The organism is Enterobacter sp. C4G1, from assembly GCF_052886895.1.
On the sequence record NZ_JBQVVV010000002.1, the window covers coordinates 354,329 to 377,697 of the forward strand.

At 54.1% G+C, this 23,369-nt stretch carries 23 protein-coding genes and 2 pseudogenes; 12 read left to right on the top strand and 13 right to left on the bottom strand.

The features are described 5' to 3' along the window. Nucleotides 1–4 precede the first annotated feature (4 nt). Both ACT9TW_RS15565 and ACT9TW_RS15570 read right to left on the bottom strand, forming a co-directional pair. The gene (locus ACT9TW_RS15565) at nucleotides 5–487 is read right to left on the bottom strand and encodes an Hcp family type VI secretion system effector (RefSeq protein ID WP_446492938.1); all 483 of its coding nucleotides are present in this window, start codon (nucleotides 485–487) and stop codon (nucleotides 5–7) included. Between the two features lie 174 nt (nucleotides 488–661). Beyond that, a complete protein-coding gene (locus tag ACT9TW_RS15570) occupies nucleotides 662–1,915 on the bottom strand; it encodes an MFS transporter (protein WP_446492939.1) in 1,254 nt (417 codons plus the stop codon). A 122-nt stretch (nucleotides 1,916–2,037) separates the two neighbouring features. Between ACT9TW_RS15570 and ACT9TW_RS15575 the strand changes: the two genes are divergently transcribed. The 3 genes from ACT9TW_RS15575 to bioD all read left to right on the top strand — a co-directional run bounded on the left by ACT9TW_RS15575 (nucleotide 2,038) and on the right by bioD (nucleotide 5,110). Further along, a complete protein-coding gene (locus ACT9TW_RS15575) occupies nucleotides 2,038–2,943 on the top strand; it encodes a LysR family transcriptional regulator (protein ID WP_446492940.1) in 906 nt (301 codons plus the stop codon). Between the two features lie 120 nt (nucleotides 2,944–3,063). Next, on the top strand, nucleotides 3,064–4,284 hold the full coding sequence (gene mlc / locus ACT9TW_RS15580; RefSeq protein WP_182060840.1) for a sugar metabolism global transcriptional regulator Mlc: 1,221 nt from the start codon (nucleotides 3,064–3,066) through the stop codon (nucleotides 4,282–4,284). A gap of 130 nt (nucleotides 4,285–4,414) precedes the next feature. Further along, the gene (gene bioD / locus ACT9TW_RS15585) at nucleotides 4,415–5,110 is read left to right on the top strand and encodes a dethiobiotin synthase (protein WP_446492941.1); all 696 of its coding nucleotides are present in this window, start codon (nucleotides 4,415–4,417) and stop codon (nucleotides 5,108–5,110) included. Here the strand turns inward: bioD and clcB are convergent. From clcB to ACT9TW_RS15615, 6 genes and pseudogenes are all read right to left on the bottom strand, one after another. Continuing rightward, nucleotides 5,045–6,355, bottom strand: a complete 1,311-nt coding sequence (gene clcB, locus ACT9TW_RS15590) for a voltage-gated ClC-type chloride channel ClcB (protein WP_446492942.1) — start codon at nucleotides 6,353–6,355, stop codon at nucleotides 5,045–5,047. The two genes, bioD and clcB, sit on opposite strands and share 66 nt — an antisense overlap. Nucleotides 6,356–6,457: 102 nt before the next feature. Next, nucleotides 6,458–7,604: pseudogene (gene osmV, locus ACT9TW_RS15595) on the bottom strand (osmoprotectant ABC transporter ATP-binding protein OsmV). Next, entirely contained in the window at nucleotides 7,604–8,251 is a 648-nt protein-coding gene (gene osmW / locus ACT9TW_RS15600) for an osmoprotectant ABC transporter permease OsmW (RefSeq protein WP_446492943.1), read from the bottom strand. The pseudogene osmV and the gene osmW overlap by 1 nt, the downstream one beginning before the upstream one ends. An 8-nt stretch (nucleotides 8,252–8,259) precedes the next feature. Further along, the gene (osmX, locus tag ACT9TW_RS15605) at nucleotides 8,260–9,159 is read right to left on the bottom strand and encodes an osmoprotectant ABC transporter substrate-binding protein OsmX (protein WP_446492944.1); all 900 of its coding nucleotides are present in this window, start codon (nucleotides 9,157–9,159) and stop codon (nucleotides 8,260–8,262) included. Nucleotides 9,160–9,177: 18 nt separating this feature from the next. Further along, nucleotides 9,178–9,891, bottom strand: a complete 714-nt coding sequence (gene osmY, locus ACT9TW_RS15610) for an osmoprotectant ABC transporter permease OsmY (RefSeq protein ID WP_446492945.1) — start codon at nucleotides 9,889–9,891, stop codon at nucleotides 9,178–9,180. Between the two features lie 280 nt (nucleotides 9,892–10,171). Next, nucleotides 10,172–11,113 (bottom strand): NAD-dependent epimerase/dehydratase family protein, encoded by a 942-nt coding sequence (locus ACT9TW_RS15615; RefSeq protein WP_446492946.1) that lies wholly within the window; start codon nucleotides 11,111–11,113, stop codon nucleotides 10,172–10,174. Between the two features lie 101 nt (nucleotides 11,114–11,214). Here ACT9TW_RS15615 and ACT9TW_RS15620 point away from each other — a divergent pair, with 101 nt between their 5' ends. Then, a complete protein-coding gene (locus ACT9TW_RS15620; RefSeq protein WP_446492947.1) occupies nucleotides 11,215–11,613 on the top strand; it encodes a MerR family transcriptional regulator in 399 nt (132 codons plus the stop codon). Between the two features lie 13 nt (nucleotides 11,614–11,626). Here ACT9TW_RS15620 and ACT9TW_RS15625 read toward each other — a convergent pair whose 3' ends face one another. Continuing rightward, nucleotides 11,627–12,802, bottom strand: a complete 1,176-nt coding sequence (locus tag ACT9TW_RS15625) for an MFS transporter (RefSeq protein WP_446492948.1) — start codon at nucleotides 12,800–12,802, stop codon at nucleotides 11,627–11,629. 83 nt (nucleotides 12,803–12,885) lie between these two features. Here ACT9TW_RS15625 and ACT9TW_RS15630 point away from each other — a divergent pair, with 83 nt between their 5' ends. Further along, nucleotides 12,886–13,386: an Lrp/AsnC family transcriptional regulator gene (locus tag ACT9TW_RS15630; RefSeq protein WP_182060850.1), complete on the top strand. Its 501-nt coding sequence runs from the start codon at nucleotides 12,886–12,888 to the stop codon at nucleotides 13,384–13,386. Nucleotides 13,387–13,417: 31 nt separating this feature from the next. Here the strand turns inward: ACT9TW_RS15630 and ACT9TW_RS15635 are convergent, their stop codons facing one another. The 3 genes from ACT9TW_RS15635 to ACT9TW_RS15645 all read right to left on the bottom strand — a co-directional run bounded on the left by ACT9TW_RS15635 (nucleotide 13,418) and on the right by ACT9TW_RS15645 (nucleotide 16,571). Further along, nucleotides 13,418–14,041: a glutathione S-transferase family protein gene (locus ACT9TW_RS15635; protein ID WP_182060851.1), complete on the bottom strand. Its 624-nt coding sequence runs from the start codon at nucleotides 14,039–14,041 to the stop codon at nucleotides 13,418–13,420. A gap of 178 nt (nucleotides 14,042–14,219) precedes the next feature. Then, entirely contained in the window at nucleotides 14,220–15,395 is a 1,176-nt protein-coding gene (locus tag ACT9TW_RS15640; protein ID WP_446492949.1) for an MFS transporter, read from the bottom strand. A gap of 48 nt (nucleotides 15,396–15,443) precedes the next feature. Further along, complete coding sequence (locus ACT9TW_RS15645; RefSeq protein WP_182060857.1) at nucleotides 15,444–16,571, bottom strand: alpha/beta hydrolase; 1,128 nt, start codon at nucleotides 16,569–16,571, stop codon at nucleotides 15,444–15,446. Between the two features lie 113 nt (nucleotides 16,572–16,684). Between ACT9TW_RS15645 and ACT9TW_RS15650 the strand changes: the two genes are divergently transcribed. From ACT9TW_RS15650 to ACT9TW_RS15675, 6 genes and pseudogenes are all read left to right on the top strand, one after another. After that, nucleotides 16,685–17,569: a LysR family transcriptional regulator gene (locus tag ACT9TW_RS15650; RefSeq protein ID WP_182060858.1), complete on the top strand. Its 885-nt coding sequence runs from the start codon at nucleotides 16,685–16,687 to the stop codon at nucleotides 17,567–17,569. A gap of 871 nt (nucleotides 17,570–18,440) precedes the next feature. Continuing rightward, complete coding sequence (locus ACT9TW_RS15655) at nucleotides 18,441–18,650, top strand: hypothetical protein (RefSeq protein ID WP_446492950.1); 210 nt, start codon at nucleotides 18,441–18,443, stop codon at nucleotides 18,648–18,650. Between the two features lie 28 nt (nucleotides 18,651–18,678). After that, entirely contained in the window at nucleotides 18,679–19,110 is a 432-nt protein-coding gene (locus tag ACT9TW_RS15660; protein WP_182060860.1) for a hypothetical protein, read from the top strand. 195 nt (nucleotides 19,111–19,305) lie between these two features. Continuing rightward, the gene (locus tag ACT9TW_RS15665) at nucleotides 19,306–19,620 is read left to right on the top strand and encodes a PTS sugar transporter subunit IIB (RefSeq protein WP_315688462.1); all 315 of its coding nucleotides are present in this window, start codon (nucleotides 19,306–19,308) and stop codon (nucleotides 19,618–19,620) included. Nucleotides 19,621–19,719: 99 nt separating this feature from the next. Then, nucleotides 19,720–20,670, top strand: a complete 951-nt coding sequence (locus ACT9TW_RS15670) for a bifunctional helix-turn-helix transcriptional regulator/GNAT family N-acetyltransferase (RefSeq protein WP_446492951.1) — start codon at nucleotides 19,720–19,722, stop codon at nucleotides 20,668–20,670. Nucleotides 20,671–20,723: 53 nt separating this feature from the next. Beyond that, a pseudogene (locus ACT9TW_RS15675) lies at nucleotides 20,724–20,867 on the top strand (glyoxalase); the annotation flags it as partial. 91 nt (nucleotides 20,868–20,958) lie between these two features. Here the strand turns inward: ACT9TW_RS15675 and ACT9TW_RS15680 are convergent. Further along, nucleotides 20,959–21,729 carry an arylamine N-acetyltransferase family protein gene (locus tag ACT9TW_RS15680; RefSeq protein ID WP_446492952.1) on the bottom strand — a complete coding sequence of 257 codons (771 nt, stop codon included), beginning with the start codon at nucleotides 21,727–21,729 and terminating at the stop codon, nucleotides 20,959–20,961. A gap of 94 nt (nucleotides 21,730–21,823) precedes the next feature. Between ACT9TW_RS15680 and ACT9TW_RS15685 the strand changes: the two genes are divergently transcribed. Next, a complete protein-coding gene (locus ACT9TW_RS15685) occupies nucleotides 21,824–23,257 on the top strand; it encodes an aminotransferase-like domain-containing protein (RefSeq protein ID WP_315688463.1) in 1,434 nt (477 codons plus the stop codon). Nucleotides 23,258–23,369 lie beyond the last annotated feature (112 nt).

A 23,369-nucleotide genomic window follows, 5' to 3' on the forward strand; every position in this document is an offset into this window, starting at 1 on the left:
CCAGTTAAGCCGTCGCCCGTTCATTCCATGCGTCAGAGAAAATAATATTGCCGTCGTTATGCTTCCACGTAATTTTCTCATAGCGCAATTCAACAGTTTCGAGGTGATTGTTATTGTTGTCGCCCGGAGCGGCCATGGCAGGTGATACAGAAACTATCCGCACGCCTTCAAGAAGAATATTGAAGTATTCCGCTTCCAGACCAGCATCATTAATCTTGTAGAACTTGAGTTCGGCTTTTTGCAGAGCCTGACCAGTGGCGACGGCTTTATAGAGATAAGGTGATGAGTAATCGAATTCCTTTATGATCATCATCGGAGAGTGGATACGTTTACCAGTAGGTTTACCTGTCAGGTTATCGGTTGGCGTCGAAAGATTGTGATGAAATCCTTTGAACTCAATGCTGTATTCCCTGTGCTGCACATCACAACCTCCTTTAATAAGTGCACCACCGTCATCGTACAACCACATATTGCCTGGAATTGCCATTTTTAAAAAACCTCTTTCATGTGATGGAATTGATGAGTTTACAGGACGAGAGAGGAGTGCTGGATGCACGAAATGGCTATAATATATTGATTTTACTTAATATTAAATTAAGAGAAACTAACGAGAGAAAAGATCCCCTGCACTTAAGTACTCATGCAGGGGGATATCGTTCGGTTACTTCAAACGCCGGTGAAGGCTACTCCCCACCAGCAGCGCCATACACAGCATCAGCGCAATAAACCCGCCCACACCGTTCCAGCCGTAGTTATGCCAGAACACACCGCCGAGCGTCCCGGCGATACTGGATCCCAGATAATAGCTGAACAAGTACAGCGAAGAGGCCTGGCCTTTGGCGCGGCGCGCACGTGGGCCAATCCAGCTGCTGGCGACCGAGTGCGCGGCGAAGAAGCCTGCGGAGAAGAGCAGCATCCCGGCGAAAATCAGCCACAGCGAAGAGAACAGCGTCATCAGCAGACCGAGCAGCATCACGCCGGTTGAGACCAGCATGACCGGGCCACGTCCAAAGCGTGCGGTCATCGCCCCGGCTTTAGGTGAGCTCCAGGTGCCGGTGAGATAGGCAACAGAGAGCAGGCCGACCACCGCCTGGCTAAGATGCCACGGAGAAAGCATCAGCCGATAACCAATGTAGTTGAACAGGGTCACGAACGAACCCATCAACAGAAAGCCGGTCAGGAACAGCCGCGGCAGCCCTTTATCGCGCCAGTGCAGACGGAAGTTGATAAACAGCGTTTTCGGGCGCAGGGACGTCGGGCGGAAATGGCGTGATTCCGGCAGAATTTTCCAGAACATCAGCGCAGAGGCCAGGGCAAAGCAGCCAATGACCGCCAGCGCAATACGCCAGTTAAAGAAGTCCGTAAACACCCCGCTCAGCAAGCGTCCGCTCATTCCACCGATCGAGTTACCGCTGATATACAGCCCCATCGAGAAGGCCACAAAACTGGGGTGGATCTCTTCGCTGAGGTAGGTCATCCCGACCGCGGCGACTCCGCTAAGCGATAAACCAATCAGGGCGCGCATCACCAGGATGCCGTGCCAGCTGGTCATCATGGTTGAAAGCAGCGTACAGACGGAGGCCAGCATTAATGCCGTTACCATGACCTGCTTGCGGCCAATGGCATCTGAAAGTGGCCCGGTAAACAGCAAACCGATAGCCAGCATCCCGGTGGAAATTGAGAGCGAAATACTGCTGCTGGCAGGGGATACGCCAAATTCATGGGACAAGACCGGCAGAATAGGCTGAACGCAATACAGCAGGGCAAAGGTTGCCAGGCCTGCTGAGAAGAGCGCCAGCGTGACGCGCATAAATTGAGGAGTACCACGTTTAATGAACTGAACCGGCTGTGATGCTGGGGGTAAATCATCGATATCGCTTGCCGGCGCGACATCAATGGTTGTTGTACGACTCACACAGTTTCCTTGCTTAAACATCCCCGTGATTGGCTGGTGACGGGTATGACCACATGATCAGGGTAGGAAAATGTAAATATTCTGTCTAATATATTAATAATCTCAAATGATACTTTAAAAATATGAATATCGAACTGCGTCACCTGCGCTACTTTATTGCCGTGGCAGAAGAGCTGCATTTTGGTCGCGCTGCCGCCCGTCTGAATATCTCCCAGCCACCGTTAAGCCAGCAAATTCAGATCCTGGAGCAGCAAATTGGGGCGCGCTTACTGGCACGGACCAACCGCAGTGTGAGCCTGACGGCGGCGGGGAAACAGTTTCTTATCGACAGCCGCCAGATCCTGAGCATGGTTGATGACGCTGCCGCCAGGGCAGAGCGACTCTACCTGGGAGAGGCCGGTGAACTGCGCATTGGTTTTACCTCATCCGCCCCCTTTATCAGCGCGGTATCGGCCACGCTTTCGTCGTTTCGCCGTCATTTCCCGGATGTCCATCTTCAGACCCGTGAAATCAACACCCGCGAACAAATTGCCCCGCTGAATGAAGGCTCGCTTGACCTGGGCCTGATGCGAAACACCCAGCTGCCGGACTCGCTTGAATGGCAGGTTATCCTGCGCGAGCCGCTGATGGCGATGATCCCGCATGACCATCCGCTGGCCTCATGCTCCACGGTTTCGCTGGCAGAACTGGCTAACGAGCCGTTCGTCTTTTTCGACCCGCAGGTAGGAACCGGGTTATATGACGACATTCTGGGGCTGATGCGTCGTTACGGTCTTACCCCGACCATTACGCAAGAAGTGGGCGAGGCGATGACCATTATCGGCCTGGTAGCCGCCGGGCTTGGCGTTTCTATCCTTCCAGCTTCGTTTAAGCGGGTACAGCTGCGGGAAATGCGCTGGGTGGCCATTGAGGAAGACGACGCCATTTCTGAGATGTGGCTGGTATGGTCAAAACACCGGGAACTCAGTCATGCGGCACAGCGTTTCAAAACGCAGTTGATGACGGCTTCGCGGGGGCGAAATGTATAAGGAAAGCGGGAAAAAATGTGCAGTAAATCACATGGCTAAGTAAATATTTGACGAGCACCATTGAAGTGCTTCACCATAGCCCACAGTTTATTTCGAAGCTCGAAAATAAGGGAGTACGAGGTGGTTGCTGATAGTCAGCCAGGGCACATTGATCAGATTAAGCAGACCAACGCTGGCGCGGTTTATCGCCTGATTGATCAGCTTGGTCCGGTTTCGCGTATCGATCTTTCGCGCCTGGCACAACTGGCACCTGCCAGTATTACCAAAATTGTTCGTGAAATGCTGGAAGCACATCTGGTTCAGGAGACCGAAATTCAGGAGCCGGGCAGCCGTGGCCGCCCTGCGGTGGGGCTGGTGGTGGAAACCGAGGCGTGGCACTACCTGTCGCTGCGTATCAGCCGTGGCGAAATTTTCCTCGCCCTGCGCGATCTGAGCAGCAAACTGGTGGTTGAAGACCGCCTGGAGCTGCCGCTTGATACCGAACAGTCACTTCTGGACGCGATCCTCACGCATATTGACCAGTTCTTTATTCGCCATCAGCAGCGTCTTGAGCGCTTAACGGCGATTGCCATCACCATGCCGGGTATCATCGACACGGAAAACGGGATTGTGCATCGGATGCCGTTTTACGATGGCGTCAAAGAGATGCCGCTTGGCGAAGTGCTGAAAAACCATACCGGCGTGCCGGTCTATATTCAGCACGATATCAGTGCCTGGACAATGGCAGAGGCGCTGTTTGGCGCATCCCGCGGCGCACGCGATGTTATTCAGGTGGTTATCGATCATAACGTGGGGGCCGGGGTCATCACTGATGGTCGTTTGCTTCATGCCGGTAGCAGCAGCCTGGTGGAAATTGGCCATACTCAGGTCGATCCCTATGGTAAGCGCTGCTACTGCGGTAACCACGGATGCCTGGAAACCATCGCCAGCGTTGAAAGCGTGATGGAACTCGCGCAGGTGCGACTGAGCCAGTCGATGAGTTCTACGTTGCATGGCCAGCCGTTAACGGTCGATGCTCTGTGTGCGGCGGCGAGGCAGGGCGATCTGCTGGCAAAAGATATCATCACCGGTGTGGGCAATAACGTCGGCCGCATTCTCGCCATCATGGTGAATTTGTTTAACCCGCAAAAGATATTGATTGGCTCACCGCTCAGCCAGGCGGCGGACATCCTGTTCCCGGCTATTTCGGATTGCATTCGCCAGCAGTCACTCCCTGCATACAGTAAGAATATCGTGGTCGAAAGCACCCAGTTCTCGAACCAGGGAACCATGGCCGGTGCGGCGCTGGTAAAAGACGCTATGTACAACGGTTCGTTACTGATTCGTTTGCTCCAGGGCTAACTCATTTCCACAGATGTAAGAAAAATTGCGCTATCTCAAGCCGGGTAGCGTATGCATCCCTTAGACTTCCCCCACTGAATTATTTACCTGGTTTATATTTTCGAGGCATCACCAAGAGGTGGGATGAGTCATGCTTAAGCGTTTCTTTGTAACGGGTACTGATACCTCTGTCGGCAAGACCGTTGTGTCCCGTGCTTTGCTGCAAGCCCTGGCGGCAAACGGTAAAAGTGTAGCAGGGTACAAACCGGTCGCAAAAGGCAGTAAAGAGACGCCTGAAGGATTGCGTAATAAAGATGCGCTGGTCCTGCAAAGTGTCTCAACGCTGGAATTGCCGTATCACGCCGTAAATCCTATCGCGTTAAGCGAAGATGAGAGCAGCGTGGCGCACAGCGGCCTTATCAATTACACCCTTTTGTCAGACGGCCTGGCAAACCTGAGTGAAAAGGTTGACCACGTTGTTGTCGAGGGGACGGGCGGCTGGCGCAGCCTGATGAACGATTTGCGCCCGCTGTCAGAATGGGTTGTTCAGGAACAACTGCCAGTCATTATGGTGGTGGGCATTCAGGAAGGGTGCATCAACCATGCGTTGTTGACAGCACAGGCGATTGCCAATGACGGCCTGCCATTGATGGGGTGGGTAGCAAACCGCATCAACCCGGGGCTGGCGCATTACGCTGAAATTATCGATGTGCTGAGCAAAAAACTGCCTGGGCCATTAGTTGGCGAGTTGCCTTATCTGCCCCGTGCCGAACAGCGTGAGCTATCGCAGTATATCAATCTCTCCGCGCTCGGTAGCATGTTGTCCGTAGATAGAGTCGTGGCGTAACGTCCTAGACAGCACCGAGGCAATCACACACGCAACCAGTAAACCGGGCAGCAGCGAATACTGTCCGGTCATTTCACAGACCATCAGTGCCGACATAATCGGTGCATGTGTGGTGGCCGCCAGCAGCGTTGCCATTCCCGCCAGCCCCAGCAAAATCGCGGTTTCTGAACCGGGAAACCATAGCGCGAAGATCTGCGCAAACAGCATTCCTGTCGCCATACCGACGAACAGCGTCGGGGTGAACACCCCGCCCGGCGCGCCCGAACCGCTGCTTGCCAGCACCGCCAGCAATTTGCAGATAAAGACCCCGGCAATTACCGCCAGCAACGGCGGTGACAGCAGAAATGCCTGTACCACGCTGTAGCCATTGCCCCAGACTTTTGGCGTCAGTAGCGACAACAGCCCGACAATCAGGCCGCCAAGCGCAAGCTGGAACGGCGGCGAAAGTTTGAGCCGCAGAAAAAGAGAGTGGCTGGCGTTCATCAGCCACATCAGCAACGGGCCACACACGCCCGCCAGCAGTCCCATCCCCAGCATGAGCGCATAATCAACGGCGGTCAGCGTGTCGCTAAGATGCACCTCATAGAGCGTACTGGCACCCGGGCTGAGCAGACGCGTGGTGAGCAATGCCACAACGGCCGCAATCACCACCGGACCAAGTGAGGCCAGCATCAGCGTGCCAAACAAAATTTCCGCGATGAACAGGCTTCCGGCCAGCGGCGCATGGTAGGCGCTGGCCATCCCGGCCGCGGCACCGCAGGCAATCCACAATTTCCATTCTGATTTCGGGGTGAAGCGTTGGGCAAAAAACGATGCGGCGAGCGCCGCAAGCAGGATCATCGCGCCTTCACGGCCAATGGCGCTGCCGCTGGATACCACCAGCAAAGATGCCAGCGATTTAACAAGGCTGGCGCCGTAGTCGAACTGCCCGTCACCCGTTTCGAGGGCTTCCATGTAATCGGTGGGCGCCTGCGGGCGTTGCGCGGTCAGTCGTTGCCATCCCCACAGCAATAACCCCGCCGCCAGCCCACCCAGTGCTGGCGTGAGCGCCCGTCTCCAAGGGGAAAGCGCACCCGCAGCATTCACCAGGCTGCCGCTCTGGTTAGCCAGAAACAGCCATTCAAGCAGAAACATCGCGTGGCGAAAAACAGCAACAGCCAACGCGGCCAGCACGCCTGTAAGAGTGGCAATCAGGAGCCGGCGAAACATGGCACGAATGTCGGGGTAAGTATGAAGACGTTGCATGGGGCACGCGTAAACGGGAAAGATACAATATTGTGATGGGAAATCGCGAGGTTAGCAAAAGGTATGCGTGCGAAAAAAAACCGGGCATTGCCCGGCCCGGTATTAGCTCTCGCTAGCAATATTCAGCGCCCGACGTGTGCGGCCTGAGCTCAGGTACTCTGCAATGTAATCCTGAGAAATTTCGCCGTTATAGCGCCCATCTTCATCGACAATCGGCATCCAGCTGGCGTTGCTCTCGTACAGACGGGACAACACCACACGCAGGTTATCTTCGGCTTTGCCCGTCATGCGGAACGGGTGCAGGATATCGCGGCATGTTCCGCTGGCGTTGCGCGCTTCACGGCGCTTCACAAAGCCCAGCGGTTTGCCCTGGTCATCCACCACGGTAATGGCGCGGATATCGTTATCATCCATTGTGGCAAAGGCTTCTGACAGTGGCGTCGCTTCACGCGCCGTGATGGTAGGCTGCTGATCGGTCACATCACCGGCAGAAACCAGCAGCAGGCGTTTCAGGGTTCTGTCCTGCCCGACAAACGAGCCGACAAATTCATTCGCCGGTTTCGCCAGCAGCTCGTCCGGGCTGGCGCACTGAACTATCCGCCCCTGACGGAAGACGGCGATCCGGTCGCCAAGTTTTAGCGCTTCATCGATATCGTGGCTCACCAGCATTACCGTCTTTTTCAGCTTACGCTGCATCTCCAGGAACTGATTCTGGATCACCTCACGGTTAATCGGGTCGACGGCGCCGAAAGGTTCATCCATCAGCAACACTGGCGGATCTGCCGCCAGAGCGCGGATCACCCCGATACGCTGCTTGCCCGCCGGACATCTCACGGGGATAGCGGTTCAGGAACTTATGCGGATCCATCGCCACCATGTCCATCAGCTCTTGCGCGCGGGTTTTACAGCGGGCTTTGTCCCAGCCCAACATGCGCGGCACCACGGTAATGTTCTCTTCAATGGTCATATTCGGGAACAGACCGATTTGCTGGATGACGTAACCAATGTTGCGGCGCAGGGTGACGGTATCCATGGTGCTGGTGTCTTCGCCGTTGATGAGGATCGTCCCGCTGCTGGGGGGTATCAGGCGGTTAATCATCTTCAGGGTTGTGGTTTTCCCGCACCCGGAAGGGCCAAGCAGGATGCACATTTCCCCTTCGGGGACATTCAGGTTGACGTTGTCGACAGCCTTCACGGTCTGCCCTTGTTTCTGTGAAAAGTGTTTGCTGAGATTTTCCAGTTTTATCATTATCGAATCCCCTTCGGAGTCAGCACGACCTGGAGGCGATGCAGCAGCCAGTCGAGCACAATTGCTAAAAGACAAATCATCAGTGCGCCCGCAATCAACATTCGGATATCGCTGCCGCCAATGCCGTTAAGCAGCAGAAGGCCCAGCCCACCCGCGCCGATGACTGCGGCAATCGCCATGACCCCAATGTTCATCACCACGGCGGTGCGGATCCCGCCGAAAATCACCGGCAGCGCAATCGGAATTTCGACCCAGCGCAGACGTTGCCAGAAGGTCATACCGATGCCGCGTCCTGCTTCCCGCAAGCCCGGCGGCAGGCTGTCGAGCGCGGTATGGGTGTTGCGCACAATCGGCAGTAACGAGTAGAGGAACACCGCCGTAATGGCGGGCAGGGCACCAATACCCTGACCGATCAGCGAAAAGAGCGGGATCATCAGGCCGAACAGGGCAATAGACGGAATTGTCAGCACAAGAGTGGCAACACCGAGTACGGGCGTGGCCAGCCATTTATGGCGGACAATCAAAATACCCAGCGGCACGCCGGTGATGATGGCTAAGCCAACGGCGAGCGCCACCAGCCACAGGTGCTGTAGCGTCAGGGTTAACAGGTAGCTCCAGTTATCAAGGATGTAATGAACGGTATCCATAGCGCCTCCTACAGCATCTGTTTGCTACGCAGGAAATCACGGGCGACCTGCTGCGGTGACTGATGATCGATATCCACTTTTTTATTCAGTTCGGTGATAACGTCGTTATTGAGCTGGCCGGAAAGGGTATCCAGCGCCTCTTCCAGCCCGGGATTGGCCGCCAGCGTGTCTTTGCGCACCACCGGGGTAACTGCGTAGCTCGGGAAGAAGCCTTTATCGTCTTCCAGTACCTTGAGGTCAAAACCCTTCACGCGCCCGTCGGTGGTGTAAATCAGCCCGGCATCGACAAAGCCATCGCGCACGGCGTTATAAACCAGCCCCGGATCCATCTGACGGATTTGCGGGCGATCCAGCGCCATGTTGTACGCTGCCTGTAGGGGCTTCATCCCGTCGCTGCGCCCGGCAAACTCCAGGTCTAAACCCAGCAGCCAGTTGTTGTCCGGGTCGGTTTTTCGGATCTGCTCAATCTTGGCCACTAACTCCGACAGGGTATTGATGTGCTCGGCCTCGGCGCGCTTACGCTGCATGGCAAAGGCATAGGTGTTGTTCATATTCGCAGGTTTGAGCCAGACCAGACCGTGCTTCGCGTCCAGGCGTTTTACCGTCTCGTAAGATTCCTGCGGCGACATGCGTTTGTTGATGTGGTTAAAGATGATGAGGGACGTACCCGTGTACTCCCAGGTCATATCAATCTGCTTATTGATCATCGCGTTACGGGAAATCACCGTTGCGATATTGGTTTGCGGCTGCACCTGAAAGCCCTTCTTTTGCAGGTACTGTACGGTCATAGCCGAGAGAATATGCTGTTCGGTAAAGCTCTTGGTCGCCAGAATCAGCGGGGCGGCGAGCGTCTGGCTGGAAAAAAGCGCTGCAGCACAGAGGGCCGTGAGGCCGGAAAGTAATCTCATAAAAGCTCCTTGTTATTGTTATCGAGCGAGATGCGGACTCATCACGCGACCCAGCGCAGCCAGCAGGGTATCGAGGATAAGGGCGAACAGGGCGGTGGCCGCTGCGCCTAAAATCAGCGTCGGGAAATCGTTAAGGTAGATGCCGGGAAAAATCAGCTCACCGTAGCTGCTGGCACCAATCAGGAAGGCCAATGGTGCCGTACCTACGTTGATCGCTGTGGCAATGCGAATACCGGAGAGCATCACCGGCCAGGCGTTGGGGATTTCGACCTGAAGCAGACGTTGCCGCCGCGTCATTCCGATGCCGTTCGCGGCTTCCAGCAAGGATGCTGGAACCGAGCACAATCCGGCGTAGGTGTTTCGCACAATCGGCAGCAGAGACGCCAGGAACAGCGCGATAACGGCAGGTTTATCGCCAATTCCGATCACCACCATCGCCAGTGCCAGAACGGCCAGCGGCGGCAGGGTATTGCCCACGTTAAAGATTTGCATCACGTATTCTGCTATCCCGCGTGCTGCGGGGCGACTCAGCAGGATCCCGCTTGGGATGCCAATCAGCAGAGCGAAGAACATAGAGGAGAAAACCAGTATCAGGTGCTGCTGCCCGAGGTAGAGCAAATCAACCTGGCGCGCTTTGATTGTCTCAAGCCCAATGCCCCAGGCCAGAAGAGCAAGAACAGCGATAATGGCGGCGATAAAAAGCAGAGAACGTTTTAGTAATGACGCGTGCATTGCGGTGTGTCTCCCTGTGCTCATGCGTTATAGCAACCACAGGTTGCCTGTTGTTATGCCATGTTTTGGCAGGGGTAGATGAGCTATAGCAAGTGACCGGGAAGGGTTCCAGCGAAGAGGGGAAATCAGTAACCCTATGATTAATGAGTAAACCTTGTGTCAGGCCAGATGGGGTAAGGGCTGGCTATGGGAGAGGCAGAATAGTCCTAAAGACGAAAATGAAATGTGACACCGTCACATATTGGGCCGCGCGCCCGGTGTGCGGGCGACGCGGTTTACCTTACAACGTGCCGGACTTGTTCCATTCCTGCCTGATTTTCTCCAGCCCTTCACGGTAGGTGGTGACGGCGAAATCGGGGAAGCGCTGTTTAAATTTTGCTGACTCAAACAGGTTATCAAACTCATACCTCGGCAGCAGTTCGCGTATTTCACGGGCACCCTTCGAAACGACTCCTGCCACAGTAAACGCCAGTTTACTGATGACGCTGTAATCCGCCTGCTGGCCGAAGATGTCACAGGCGAGCGTGACAAATTGCTGGTAGGTAAGACGGTCATCGCAGCAGGGCAAATGCCAGCTCTGACCGTAGGCGTCGGGCGTATTGCCCAGCACAGCCAGCGCACGGCTGGCGTCAGGTGTCCAGATGAGCGTGCGGAGTTTATCGTCACGTACCGGAACGCGTGGCCGTTTGCCGCTTTGTAGCGTGTCGAGGATCAGCGCATTGGTAAAGCTTTGCGTCTTACCGGGCCCGTAGAATTCAGGTGCACGTCCTATAAGCACGGGGATCTCTGCGCGTTTCATCTCATCAAGCACCCTGTCTGCCATCGCTGCCCGCACTTTTCCTTTTCGCCCGCGCGGGGCAAAGCGCGTCTCTTCGGTTTGCGGTGCGTTGCTCTGGAGGTACATATAGGTATTGTCAAAATAGACGAATTTCGCCCCGGCCATTCGGGTGGCTTCAAGCGCGTTTTTCAGCATGGCCGGGAACTGTCGCTCCCACAGGGTGGTGTCGGGCGGCAAACCCGCAGCAAAATAGACCGTATCGCTGCCTTTCACCGCGTTCCGGGTTTGCTGCGCATCAAGCAGATCGGCGGCAAACGTCATATCGCTGTCGTTAACTTTCTGCGGGTGACGGCTGACCAGTCGCAGGTTATCGGTGTAATTGCGCTTTAACTCGCGGGCCAGTTCGCGGGCAATTTGCCCGCTGGCACCCAGAATGGTTTGCATTTCAGCTCCTCAGTGAAGACGCATTTTGCGATCGTCAGTTGACCGTGCAAAAAGTATAAGTTTAAAGTTAACTTTAAGGTCAACAGGCAAGGGCGGATGAAATGAAAATTGGCGAGCTGGCAAAAATCACGGGAATTACACCATCGCGAATTCGTTTTTACGAAGCGGAAGGTCTGCTTCCCAGACCTTCGCGACAAGGCAACGGGTATCGCACCTATTCTGCGCCAGCGGCAAATCTGCTGAAGATTATCGACAACGCGCAGCGCACCGGTTTTTCGCTTGAGCAAATTCGCCGCTTTCTGCCACAACCGCAAAAACAGTGGGATCATGAGGGACTGATCCAGTCCCTGAACACACGTATTGCGGAAATTGAGACGATGCAAAAACAGCTCGAGGAGAACAAACAAGCGTTGCTGAGCCTGGTCGGCAGTATTGTTAACCGGCCTGACGAGATTTCCTGTGACGACAATATGCAACGTTTGCTGGGGCAGTTGCTTTAAAAACGAGTGGTGGTTATTCCGCATTCACCTGTAAAACATATTCTTTGCGCGCACTCTGCCACGCAATCAGCGCAAGCCCGAGTGCAATAACCGACAGGATAGCGCCAGCCCAGTTGGGTGATGCCAGGCCAAAACCGGCCGCGATGGCGGCACCGCCCGCCCAGGCACCCAGCGCATTCCCCAGGTTGAACATGCCGATATTGACGGATGCCGCCATTGTGGGTGCACCGGCATGGCTTGCGCGATCCATCACCAGTTTCTGAATCGGTGACACTGTCGCAAAACCGAAGGCCGCCATCAGGAATACGGAGCCTGCCGCGACAATCTGGTTATCGACGCCGGCCCAGAACACCAGCAGGACAATTCCCTGTGCGGCGAGGGTGACGAAAAGGGTGCCAAACAGCGAACGGTCTGCAAAGCGTCCACCGATCCAGTTTCCGACTGCCAGCCCAAGGCCAAACAGTACCATCAGCCAGGCGACGCCACCGGCAGAAAAACCGGCTTCTTCGACCATCATCGGCGCGATGTAGGTAATGGAGGTGAAAAAAGCGGCCGGGCCGAATACGGTAATGCCCATCACCAGTAATACCTGAGGATCAACAAACGCACGCAGCTCCGTTTTCAGGGCGATCGGCTTAGCTTTCTCAATGCGCGGCACCAGCAGGGCAATGCTGGCAATGGTGACAAGACCAATTCCGGCAATCACCCAGAAAACCAAACGCCAGCTGAATGTCTGAGCAAGCCAGGTTCCCACCGGGACACCCACCAGATTTGCCAGCGTCAGCCCGGAAAACATAAAGGCAATAGCGCTGGCCTGACGCCCTGGTGCAACCAGCGAAGCCGCAATAATCGAGCCGATACCAAAAAAAGCACCGTGGTTGAAGGAAGTGATTATCCGGCCTGTCACGGCAAGCGCCAGCGTCGGGGCGAGTGCGGTGATGATGTTGCCGAGCGTGAATATCAGCGCCAGACTCATCAGCATGGTTTTACGCGGAATACGTGACCCCACAATTGTCAGCAGCGGCGCACCGATAAACACACCGAGCGCGTAGGAGGTGGCCATTTGCCCGGCAGCGGGAATGCTGACAGCAAATTCAGCGGCGATTTGTGGGAGGATCCCCGCGATAACGAATTCGGTAAGACCGATGCCGAATGCGCCGATGGCGAGGGCGAAAAGTGCGACAGGCATGTTAACTCCGGTAATGATTGCAGGATGAATGTTATTAAGTAAAATTAAGTATATTCATATTTTTATTCTGCAATCGAGGTTGTATGGGTGACGTTGATAAAGAAAAAGATGGCATTAAGCCGGTGAAGCACAAACCGGCGGATCTTGATGCGATCGACCGAAAAATATTAGGCGCGTTGGCTGAAGACGCCGGGCGGAGTTACGTCGAGTTGAGCGAAATTGTGCATCTTTCAGCCCCGGCGGTTCACGACCGCGTGAAGCGCCTGAAACGCGACGGGGTGATTAAAAACACGGTTGCAGTGCTGGATGGCTGCAAGCTCGGAAGGACGTTATTGACCTTTCTAGTTATCGACACCAGCACGTATAAAGCCACCAGGGATCTGCTCCAGTTCACCAGCCGAAAAGAGGTTGAAGAGCTGCATACTGTTGCCGGGGATGGTTGCGTACTGATTAAGGTGCGGGCTGCCGATACCGAGTCGCTGGAGAACTTCCTGATGGAAATTCAGAGCGTTGACGGCGTGCGTTCCGTGCGCAGTTATATCGCGCTCTCCACCTTCCTGGAGCGTGGGCCGTCTCCGGACTGATTTGCGGCAATCAGAAGACGGCGCATAAGCCTTACACCATTCCGTTATTGCCGTGGCGTAAAAATGCCGGACGCTGGTTAAGGCGCGCAAACCAGGCATCGATGGCCGGGACAGAAGGGTGCTCGAACGGCGTCATTTTCCAGCGGTTTACCGACAATCCCAGCACGATATCCGCAAGGGTAAAGGTATCGCCCGCCGCCCACGCCCCTGTGCGCTGGAGCTGTTGTTCAAGGATGCCAATGCAGTGGTTCCATTCTTTAATGCCTGCGACTATGCGGTCTGGGTCGTTATAGTCCGGGTTCTTGCGCGCCAGCGCCGGGAAGACGTAGCGCCAGGCGTTGTTGAATTCCGTGGCTTGCCAGTCCATCCAGTGTTCAACATTCGCGCAGGCTTTTGGCTCAGAAGGTAGCAAGTCGTCGCGTCCGGCTTTGCGCGCCAGATAGCGACAAATGGAGTTGGATTCCCACAATACAAATTCCGCATCAATCAGCACCGGCACCATCGCGTTTGGGTTAAGGGCGCGAAATTCTTCCGTTTCCGTCGAGGCAAAACCGATGCCGAAATCTTCCTGCTGATAGTCCAGCCCGGCTTCTTCACAGGTCCAGAGTACTTTGCGAACGTTTATCGAGGTGGTTTTGCCGAGGATCTTGAGCATGGTGCAGGTGTCCTTTAGGGGATGAATTAATTCAAACAATAGGCCAGATTGCGTTTTTACCGCAAAGCTACCAGAAATGGCAGAGCACAACGGGAAGGGCAAACTGACGGATCCTTCACGGATATGTTGCCGTATTTTATGCACATCCCCGAGCAAGGCTCTGACCTGTTAGGTTACCTCACCTTGGCCGTGACGTGAAAAAGGTCAGTACAACGGCACTCAGCAGTAACAGGCCACTCATCGCAAAGGTGCTCTGCCAGCCGGAATGGTCGAACACCATGCCGCCCACCGTTGAGCCCAGCGCAATGCAGAGTTGGATCACGGCAACCATCAGTCCGCCGCCTGCCTCTGCGTCATCGGGAAGGGTGCGGGCAAGCCATGTCCACCAGCCTGTGGGTGCCGCCGTTGCCAGCATCCCCCACACGCCGGCCAGCACCGCCACCATCCACACGCTGTGTCCGGCCAGGATTAACGCGCCGGCAATGACCGCCATCAGTAACGGGATCGCTATTAACGTTGGGTAAAATGCGGTGTTCAGAACACGGGCAACGATCAGCGTACCAATAAAACCCGCCATACCGATGGCGAGCAGAATCAGCGATAAGCCGGAAGGGCTGACACGGGTGACGTTTTCCAGGAACGGCCGGATATAGGTAAATAACGCAAACTGTCCCATAAAGAACAGGCCACAGGCCATCAGCCCTGTACGTACCACGCGCTGGCGGAACAGGCGAAATACGCTCCCGCGCGGGCTCTGATGACTCTTCATGTCAGGCAGGCTAAAACACTGCCAGATAACGGCGATGATGGCGACAGGCACCAGACACAGAAAGGCACCGCGCCAGCCAATGGTCGCACCGAGATAGCTGCCAAGCGGGGCGGCGATGACCGTCGCCAGCGCGTTACCGCCGTTGAAGATAGCCAGAGCGCGGGATACCTGATGTTGCGGCACAAGACGGAGAGCCGTCGCGGCGGACATCGACCAGAATCCGCCGATCGCGATGCCAATAAGCGCACGGCCTGCCATATACATCAGATAGCCAGTCGCGTAGGCAATAATGATCCCCGATATCGCCATCAACATCGTCATGCCCAGCAGCAGATATTTGCGATTCATCTTCCCGGCTAGTTGAGAAAGACTCAGGCTGGTCAGCACCGCCAGCGCACCGGAGATGGCAATGCCATAGCCTGCGAGTCCCTCTGTCACCCCCAGATCCCGGGCGATGGGAGTGAGCAGGCTGACGGGCATAAATTCCGAGGCTATCAGGACGAACACGCACAGGGTCATGGCAAAAATACCGCCCCAGTGCGCAGGTTCAGCGTTTGCTGATGAGGTATGGTTCAGTGTGGACATAGTCAGATTTCACAAAGAGCCACCCGTAAAAACGGGTGGCGTTGCAGGTTATTTCAGGCTGGTTTTGAAGAACTGCTCAAAGTGGGCAAACGGAATTTTTCCGGCAACGTTGTCGTAGAGATCAACATGGTTTGCACCCGGGACAATCACCAGTTCTTTCTGTTTACTGCCCACGGCGTTGAACGCATCTTCAGCAAAATAGCGGGAGTGCGCTTTCTCGCCAGTGACGATAAGCGTCGGGATGGTTATCTCTTTGGCATAACTCAGCAGCGGCATGTTCATAAAAGATAACGGCGTTGTCGCCGTCCATGCGCCGGTTGAGTTGACGGAACGCGCATGGTAGCCACGCGGCATCCGGTAGTAATCAAAGAACTCTTTCAGCACCGGATGCGGGTTTGCAGGTAATGACTCCGGCAGGATACGGTCGGCGACAGTCACCTTACCGCGCTCATCGACATAAATGTCATGGCCCGCATGGGCGAAGGTGCCGCTTTCGGCATCTTTCCAGCGCTGTTCGTTCAGATACTGCAATACGGCATGGCGGTCCGCGGTGGTGTAACGATCTTTCCCGTCGCCCACACCGTGACCCATGGCGCGGCTCATGTCATACATTACGCTGGTGGCGACCGCTTTCACGCGGGTATCCATGGATGCCGCGTTGAGCGCCATGCCGCCCCAGCCGCAGATGCCGAGAATGCCAATACGGTTTCGGTCCACCTCTTTCTGAATACCGAGGAAATCCACCGCCGCGCTAAAGTCTTCGGTGTTGATATCTGGCGAGGCAACGTTGCGCGGCTGACCGCCGCTTTCGCCCGTATAGGACGGGTCGAATGCCAGGGTCACAAATCCGTTTTCAGCCAGAGTCTGTGCGTACAGGCCGCTGGACTGCTCCTTAACCGCGCCAAACGGCCCGCTGACGGCAATCGCCGCCAGTTTGCGGTCGCCACGATCTTTAGGAAGATACAAATCTCCCACCAGGGTTATCCCATAGCGGTTCTGGAATGACACCTTGCGATGATCGACCTTGTCACTTTCGGCGAAGGTTTTGTCCCAGGTGGTCACCATTGAAACGGGGGCGTTTGGGTTGGTAGTTTCTGCATAACTCATTGTCGTGACTCCACTTAATGATGCGCAGAGCAGCATCGCAACTGATAGTTTTTGAGTGAATTTTTTCATAAGAGGTACCGTGCGTTGTTGTGATGCGGCCATTATAGTTAGCAGAAATAGTGCTGATTAGAGGGCTAAAACTGCTAGGATTCATACCATGTTGTTATAAATGTGGGTGTGAGATGGCGAAGCGGGAAAACTACAATGAGCTTTACCTGTTTATGCAGGTAGTGCGGGAAGGAAGCTTTACGGCAGCCGCGCAACGTCTTGGCCTGGCACAATCCGGGATCAGCCGTTCGGTGCGCGAACTGGAAGCGCGGCTGGGCGTTCAGTTGCTGGTACGCACCACACGAAAACTGTCCCTGACTCAGGCTGGCGAGCAACTTTATCGCACCACTGAGTCGGGATTTGATGCGCTGGATAACGGTCTTGCCACCCTGGCGCATTTTCGTGAGACACCCTCCGGCACGGTGCGCATTAATGCCAGCCAGCACGCTATCGACAAATGTTTGCTGCCGAAACTCGCAGTATTTAAGCAGCGCTACCCGGATATCCGGCTGGAGTTGATGAACGAGAGCCGCTTTGTCGACATCATCGCCGAGCGGTTCGATGCCGGCGTGCGCCTGGGGCCGGAAGTGGGGCAGGGAATGATAGCGGTGCGCATCACGCCCGACATGGATATGGCGGTGGTGGGCACGCCGGATCACTTTCGCCGCTACGGTTTCCCGCAAACGCCTGCTGAACTGACGGCTCACCCCTGTATTGCTTATCAGTTCGCCGACGGCAGTCTTTACCACTGGGAACTGGTGCAGGATGAGAAGATAATTACCCATCGCCCAGAAGGACAGTGGTCGTTATCCGACAGCTATATGGAAGCTGAAGCCGCACGGCTGGGTCTGGGGCTGGCGTATGTGCCGGTAGAGCTGGTGGCGGACGACCTTGAACGCGGAACGCTTATCCGGGTGTTGCTGCGCTATAGCCTGCGCATGGAGGGACTGTTCCTTTACTATCCGCACCGCAACGTGTCGCCCGCGCTGAGAGCGGTGATCGATACGCTGAAAATGTAGGCCGGGCGCTGTTGTTCTGGAAGATGCCTCGCAAACCGGCAAAGTAACCTTGTGCAATGATCGCGGTCGTAACGTCACGGTATACCCGCAATCGGGCATAGGGTTCAACCCAATTTTACACTGAGGATGCCTCTTTGACGTTGCTGACCACTGCGCCGCGCTGGTGATAAATTGGGGGATTTTCGTCGTCAATGACCAAAAGGAAATGTCTCGTCATGGTACACTATTGACTGACTAATTTCTCTTTTTTTCCCGGAGATCATCCTCATAAAATGTCTATAAAAGATCACCGCAAGTGGTGATCTTTATGTTTACCCTGTCATTACACACACTGTGCCAGTCAATTTCTGTCAGACACCTCACACTGAAACATGACTAACATCAAACTTTATAGTGTTTTATTTGCACTTCAAATACAGTCTGCGATTACGTGTTTTTACATCAATTTTAAAAAATTAACCAGATTAAAACAAAGACCGGAAGCTTATAGGGAGCGCATTTCTGCTGGCTAAAATTACTGGAAATTTGACTTCACGGGGCTTCAATATGGGGGCGGCGAAGCACTGGAGGGTGGCCATCAGGTGTTACGAAGTGTTGCAGTGCGCGGTATTGGGTAGCCTAATAGACATTTTATAGACTATTTAATTACATTGAAATATAAGTTTGAATAAATAATAGTCACTAATATTACTATTTTGTATTGACTTTAATTTGGTTTTCATTTGAACGGTTTTTGGATATGTGAATGAATTATATACAAGGCTATATTAACAATTTGAAAACACTTTTGTGTGTTGACATGTTTCCACAAAAGCCTCAATTTCCAATCCCGAAACGCGAATACGGTTCAACAGCAGCACGATGAGGCGTTATGAATACCGAACATAATCAAGCAACCCAAAAAGGAAAAGGGAATAAGGACACGCCAGCGTCAAAGCGGGTCATGTTCAGTACCAGACTCGATGAGTCGCTGCATGAAGCAGTCCGGGTGTTGTCTTTCCAGCACCGGAAATCACGGCAGGAAAACACGCTGCTGAAACAGTTTTGTGAAACCCGCACGCTCTCAAATTATTGCTATTGAAAAAGACGCTAACCGCTAAGGACTGACCATGAAAAAATTGATGATTGCACTCACGCTGGCGACCGTCGCCGCAGCCCCGGCTCACGCCATCAGTGCCAAATACCGCGAGCAGCTGGAGCGCTCCGGTTGTAATGAAATGAACGCCGGATCTACCTGCGATATCCACAAAACCCCGGCCCAGAATGCCGCAGCGGAGAAGAAAAGCCAGGACTTCACCAAATTCAAAGGCACTTACTCAGTGTTTGCCGCAAACGGCCAGCGTCTCGGTAATCGGGTGATTGTCGTGAAGCCGCACGAGGTTCGTTATGACGGTCATCTGGTAGAGCGACCGCGCGTGATTAATGGCGTACTGCTGTTCAGTGTCGACCTGGCACAATACTCAATCACGGGTACGCGCGGGAGCGAACTGGGTACCTGGCTGGATGACCGCACCAATACTGGCGGCACCATTGGTCATTAACCACAATCGCTAAACAAGCAGACAATCTGTGACTTAAAAGAGATAACCCAATCTTGTCGTTCACCAATATGCCCCGTCATCTTTGCCATAAAGTTCATCAATATAATTATGGGTCCTTCACACAAATATGAGGTAGTGCTCATTTTATGAACATGGCGAGTCATATCCTGTGCATAATTCTCAGGAGGTAAAAAGATGAAAAAGCTACTGATATGTTGTTTGTTTGGAAACACAGCAAATTCTCTCGCCAAAAAGATGCAGTTACTGGCGGAACACAAGGGGCATCCTCTTATTGTAGGTGCGGTAGGCCTGGATAATTTTGCGAGCGTGGCTCCCGCTTTCGACGCATTTCTCATTGCCCCGCATATTCAGTATAAGGCCGAGGAGATTGAAAGAATTGTTGGCGACTCCCGTTCTATTGCTGTGATTGAAAGTCTTCCCTATGCCTCACTCGATGCGGAAAAAGTTTTAGCGTTTGTGATGGCGCAAATGCCAGAACTGGCGGGCTGACACCAAAGACCGCACCGGGCATGAAGCAGACATGAAGTGATTGACACATTCCCTGCATAGATGGTTGTATGGCACAACCATCTATGCAGGGTAATACTGATGATTTCTGAACTGAAGAACATACAAACTATACGTGCGGCATCACGCTTAATGGTGCGAGAGCTGGGGTTCATGAACCAAAACCTGGCGACAACGGACTATCCGCCTTCAGCCGTTCACTCCATGCTTGAGGTTGACGCGCACGGGTCAATGACTGCCGCTCAATTGGTTCAGATTATAGGGTTAGAAAAATCCAGCGTCAGCCGGATGCTTGCTAAACTTGTCAAAGCTGGAGAACTCGAAGAAAACCCGTCCGCTGAAGATGCGAGGACGAAGCTGCTAAGCCTTACCGGGAAGGGCAGAGAGACCGTACGCAACATTAATACTTACGCTGACGAACAGGTCGCAGCGGCACTCGGGAAATTGGATCACTTTACCCAGCACGCTGTGTCACAGGGCCTTTCTTCATATGCCAGCGCGCTGAAAGCAAGCCGCGAAAACAGCGAATGCAAATTGCGAAACAGCGTCGAAATAGTCACGGGTTATCATGCCGGTATGATTGGCCGAATTACTGAAATGCATGGCCGCTATTACGCCAGAGAGCATCACTTCGGTTCTTTTTTTGAAAGGAAGGTTGCCGCAGGCCTTGTTGATTTTTCTGACCGCCTGGAAAAGCCCTGTAATCAGATATGGCTGGCAATGGTGAACGATCGCATAGTCGGCTCAGTTGCAATTGACGGGGAAGACCTGGGAGATAATGAGGCACATCTGCGCTGGTTCATCCTTGACGACGGATGTCGTGGCAGCGGGGTGGGCAGAAAACTCATTGCCGAGGCGATGAAATTTTGCGATGAGCAAAAGTTCTCTTCAGTACAATTATGGACGTTTAATAAACTTACAGCGGCAAGGCGATTGTACGAATCATTCGGATTTGAATTGTCGAAAGAATGGGAAGGCGATCAGTGGGGCAGTACCATTACTGAGCAACAGTTCACCCGAAAAGTCATCTAAACATCCCTCAGTGGTTACTCTTTTGAACGCGGTTTTTGCGGACATGTGTGAAAACAGCAAGGCCTGCTTTGAGCGAGAAGGGTTATCGCCTGTTAATGGCTAGCCGCACAGAGCCATGGGTACACACAGTCACTCGTATGCTCAGTACTGAAAGGCTGCTCACCGGACGGACGATAACACCCTGGCTTCGCCAGTAGTCTGCGATAGATATGCCAGCCAGCCCTCTGTATATTTTCATCAGGATAAATAAAGGGAAGGCTGTGCCCGGGATTAAACTGTATTCCCCATTTATTGCGGTACAGGAAGAGCAAAGCGTTTTTTCAGTACATGGGCGATATCGTCCTCCGTCAGTTGCTGCTTTTCTACGCCATCTGCAGTGATTGTCTTCAGCACATTACCCAGCAAAATCTGGCGACCCTCGGAGCTGTGCTGCACGATCAGTAACTTCTGCACAAAGATGGCATCAGGATGGGTGGAGTTGAGGTAATTGGCCGGGATGAAATCAATCCATTCCTGGGGTGACAGATTAAAACTGTATTGATTGGCCCATTCGCCTTCCACCTTCGCTTGTAGCAGGTACTCGCTATTAACATCACGGATAAGTCGGAAAGTGTCGAAATCCTGTTCGATATCCGTGTCTAGCATGTCGATGGCGATCGGTGCGCGAATACCATAGCTGCCGAATCCTAGATCGCAAAGCCACAGGCGGTCATCGACCTCAGCAATTAATACCATATGCGTTTTCGGTCGGAGTGCCGGGTAGAACATCGGACGAGCTGCAACGAAACGGTAGGGAATACCTAAAGCGCCCAACGCCATGGCAAATAGCCCATTGACCTCATAGCAGTATCCACCACGACCTCGTTGTAGCAGTTTGTCTGCAATGTCTTCGGGTACCAGGGAGACGACTTTGCCAGCCTGTACATCCAGATTCTCGAAGGGCACCGAAAAGAGTTGATGACGCATGAGCGCGTGCAACGTAGTGGTATCAGCGGCTGCATGCCCAGTGTAGTTTATACGACGGAAATAAGTAGAAAGGTCGAAGTTGTCGCTATGCATAATGCCTCCTTGATTGGGTTCGGCACCACTATAGAAGGGCCACATCATTGTCTGTATAGTCAGATCTATCGAAAATCAGACTATACAGTTCGCTATGTCCGTCCCACGTCTGTTGTCCCCACATTACCGCCGTATTGCTGAAATGCTGCGCTTTACCCTTGCATCAGGTGTATTGCGAGTCGGAGACAGGATGATCTCCGCGCGCAAACTGGCCGAACGCGAGCAAGTTAGCCTCCCGACGGCTCTGGAAGCACTCCGTTGTCTTGAGGCCGAAGGCCTGATCGTTGCGCGTCCGCGTTCGGGCTACTTCGTTTGCCAGATAAACACACCTCAGAACATGCAGTCTTCCCATCATTTACCTGGCCCAGTCCCCGTGACCATGTCGGCAGTAGCCCGTTCAATATTCAGTAGCGCAGAAGCCCGTCTGGTACCACTTGGAGCAGCGCTGCCCGATCCAATATGGCTGCCAACAGATACGCTACAGCGGGCGCTACAGACTGCAAGCCGTCGCCTGGAAGCACACGGGCAGAGCTACAGCCTACCGCCGGGAAGGGCAGACCTGCGTAGAAATATAGCCGTACGCGCTGCACAGTGGGGGGCCCATTTTGGTCCGGAAGATCTCGTCATCACGGCTGGAGCGACGCAGGCACTGCGTCTGGCTCTTCGAGCTGTATGTCAGCCAGGTGATGTAGTGGCAATTGAGCAACCCGCCTACTTCGGTACGCTCCTGCTGCTGGAGGACTTAGGCCTCAAGGCATTACAAATCCCCACGGATCCCGCTGAAGGTCTGTTACTGGCATCTCTGGATGAAGCTATCCAGCGCCACCGTCCCGCAGCCGTACTAGCCTCGCCCACTGTGCAAAACCCACTCGGTGCCAGTATGCCCGTCACTCGCAAGCAGGAACTTGTTGCTCTGATTGAACGTGCAGGCATCCCTTTAATTGAGGACGATGTGTATGGTGACTTGGCAGGTGAGGGGCAGCGTCCTCCGGCCTGTAAGGCGTTCGACCAGAGTGGGAGTGTGATTTACTGCAGTTCATTATCCAAAACCCTTGCACCTGGCTGGAGAATCGGTTGGGTTGCGGCAGGACGCTACCACACGCAGGTATTGCAGGCTCGCATGGCCGGGGATTGGGCAGGCGCACCGCTGCTTGAAGCAGCTGCGAGCGATATACTGGCAAGTGGAGACTACGAGCGTCATCTGCGGCGCCTGAAGCTTCGGGTCACAGAGGGGGTACAAGCCGTCATCGCTCGGGTCAAAGCAAGCTTCCCTCCTGGCACTCGTATTGCCGTGCCGACAGCCGGTTTCTTGTTGTGGATAGAACTTCCGCATCCACTGAATGCATTGGTGGTACACCGTCGCGCGCTGGCGCTGGGCATTGGTGTCAGTCCTGGCCTTCTGTTTTCCCCGGGGGCGGAATTTCAGAACTTCCTGCGGCTAAATTGTGCGAATGAACCCTCGCCCAGGTTGCTAAATGCAGTGGAACAGATCGGTGCGCTTTGTCATGAACTGGCTGGTCAGCGCTAATGACTAATACATGCCCAGGCCCACTACTCCAGGAGGAAAAAAGTGGGCTTGTCTGCTCTGATGAGATTATTTCAGCATGATGTTAGTCACGTCCGTTTTTGGCTGTGAGTTC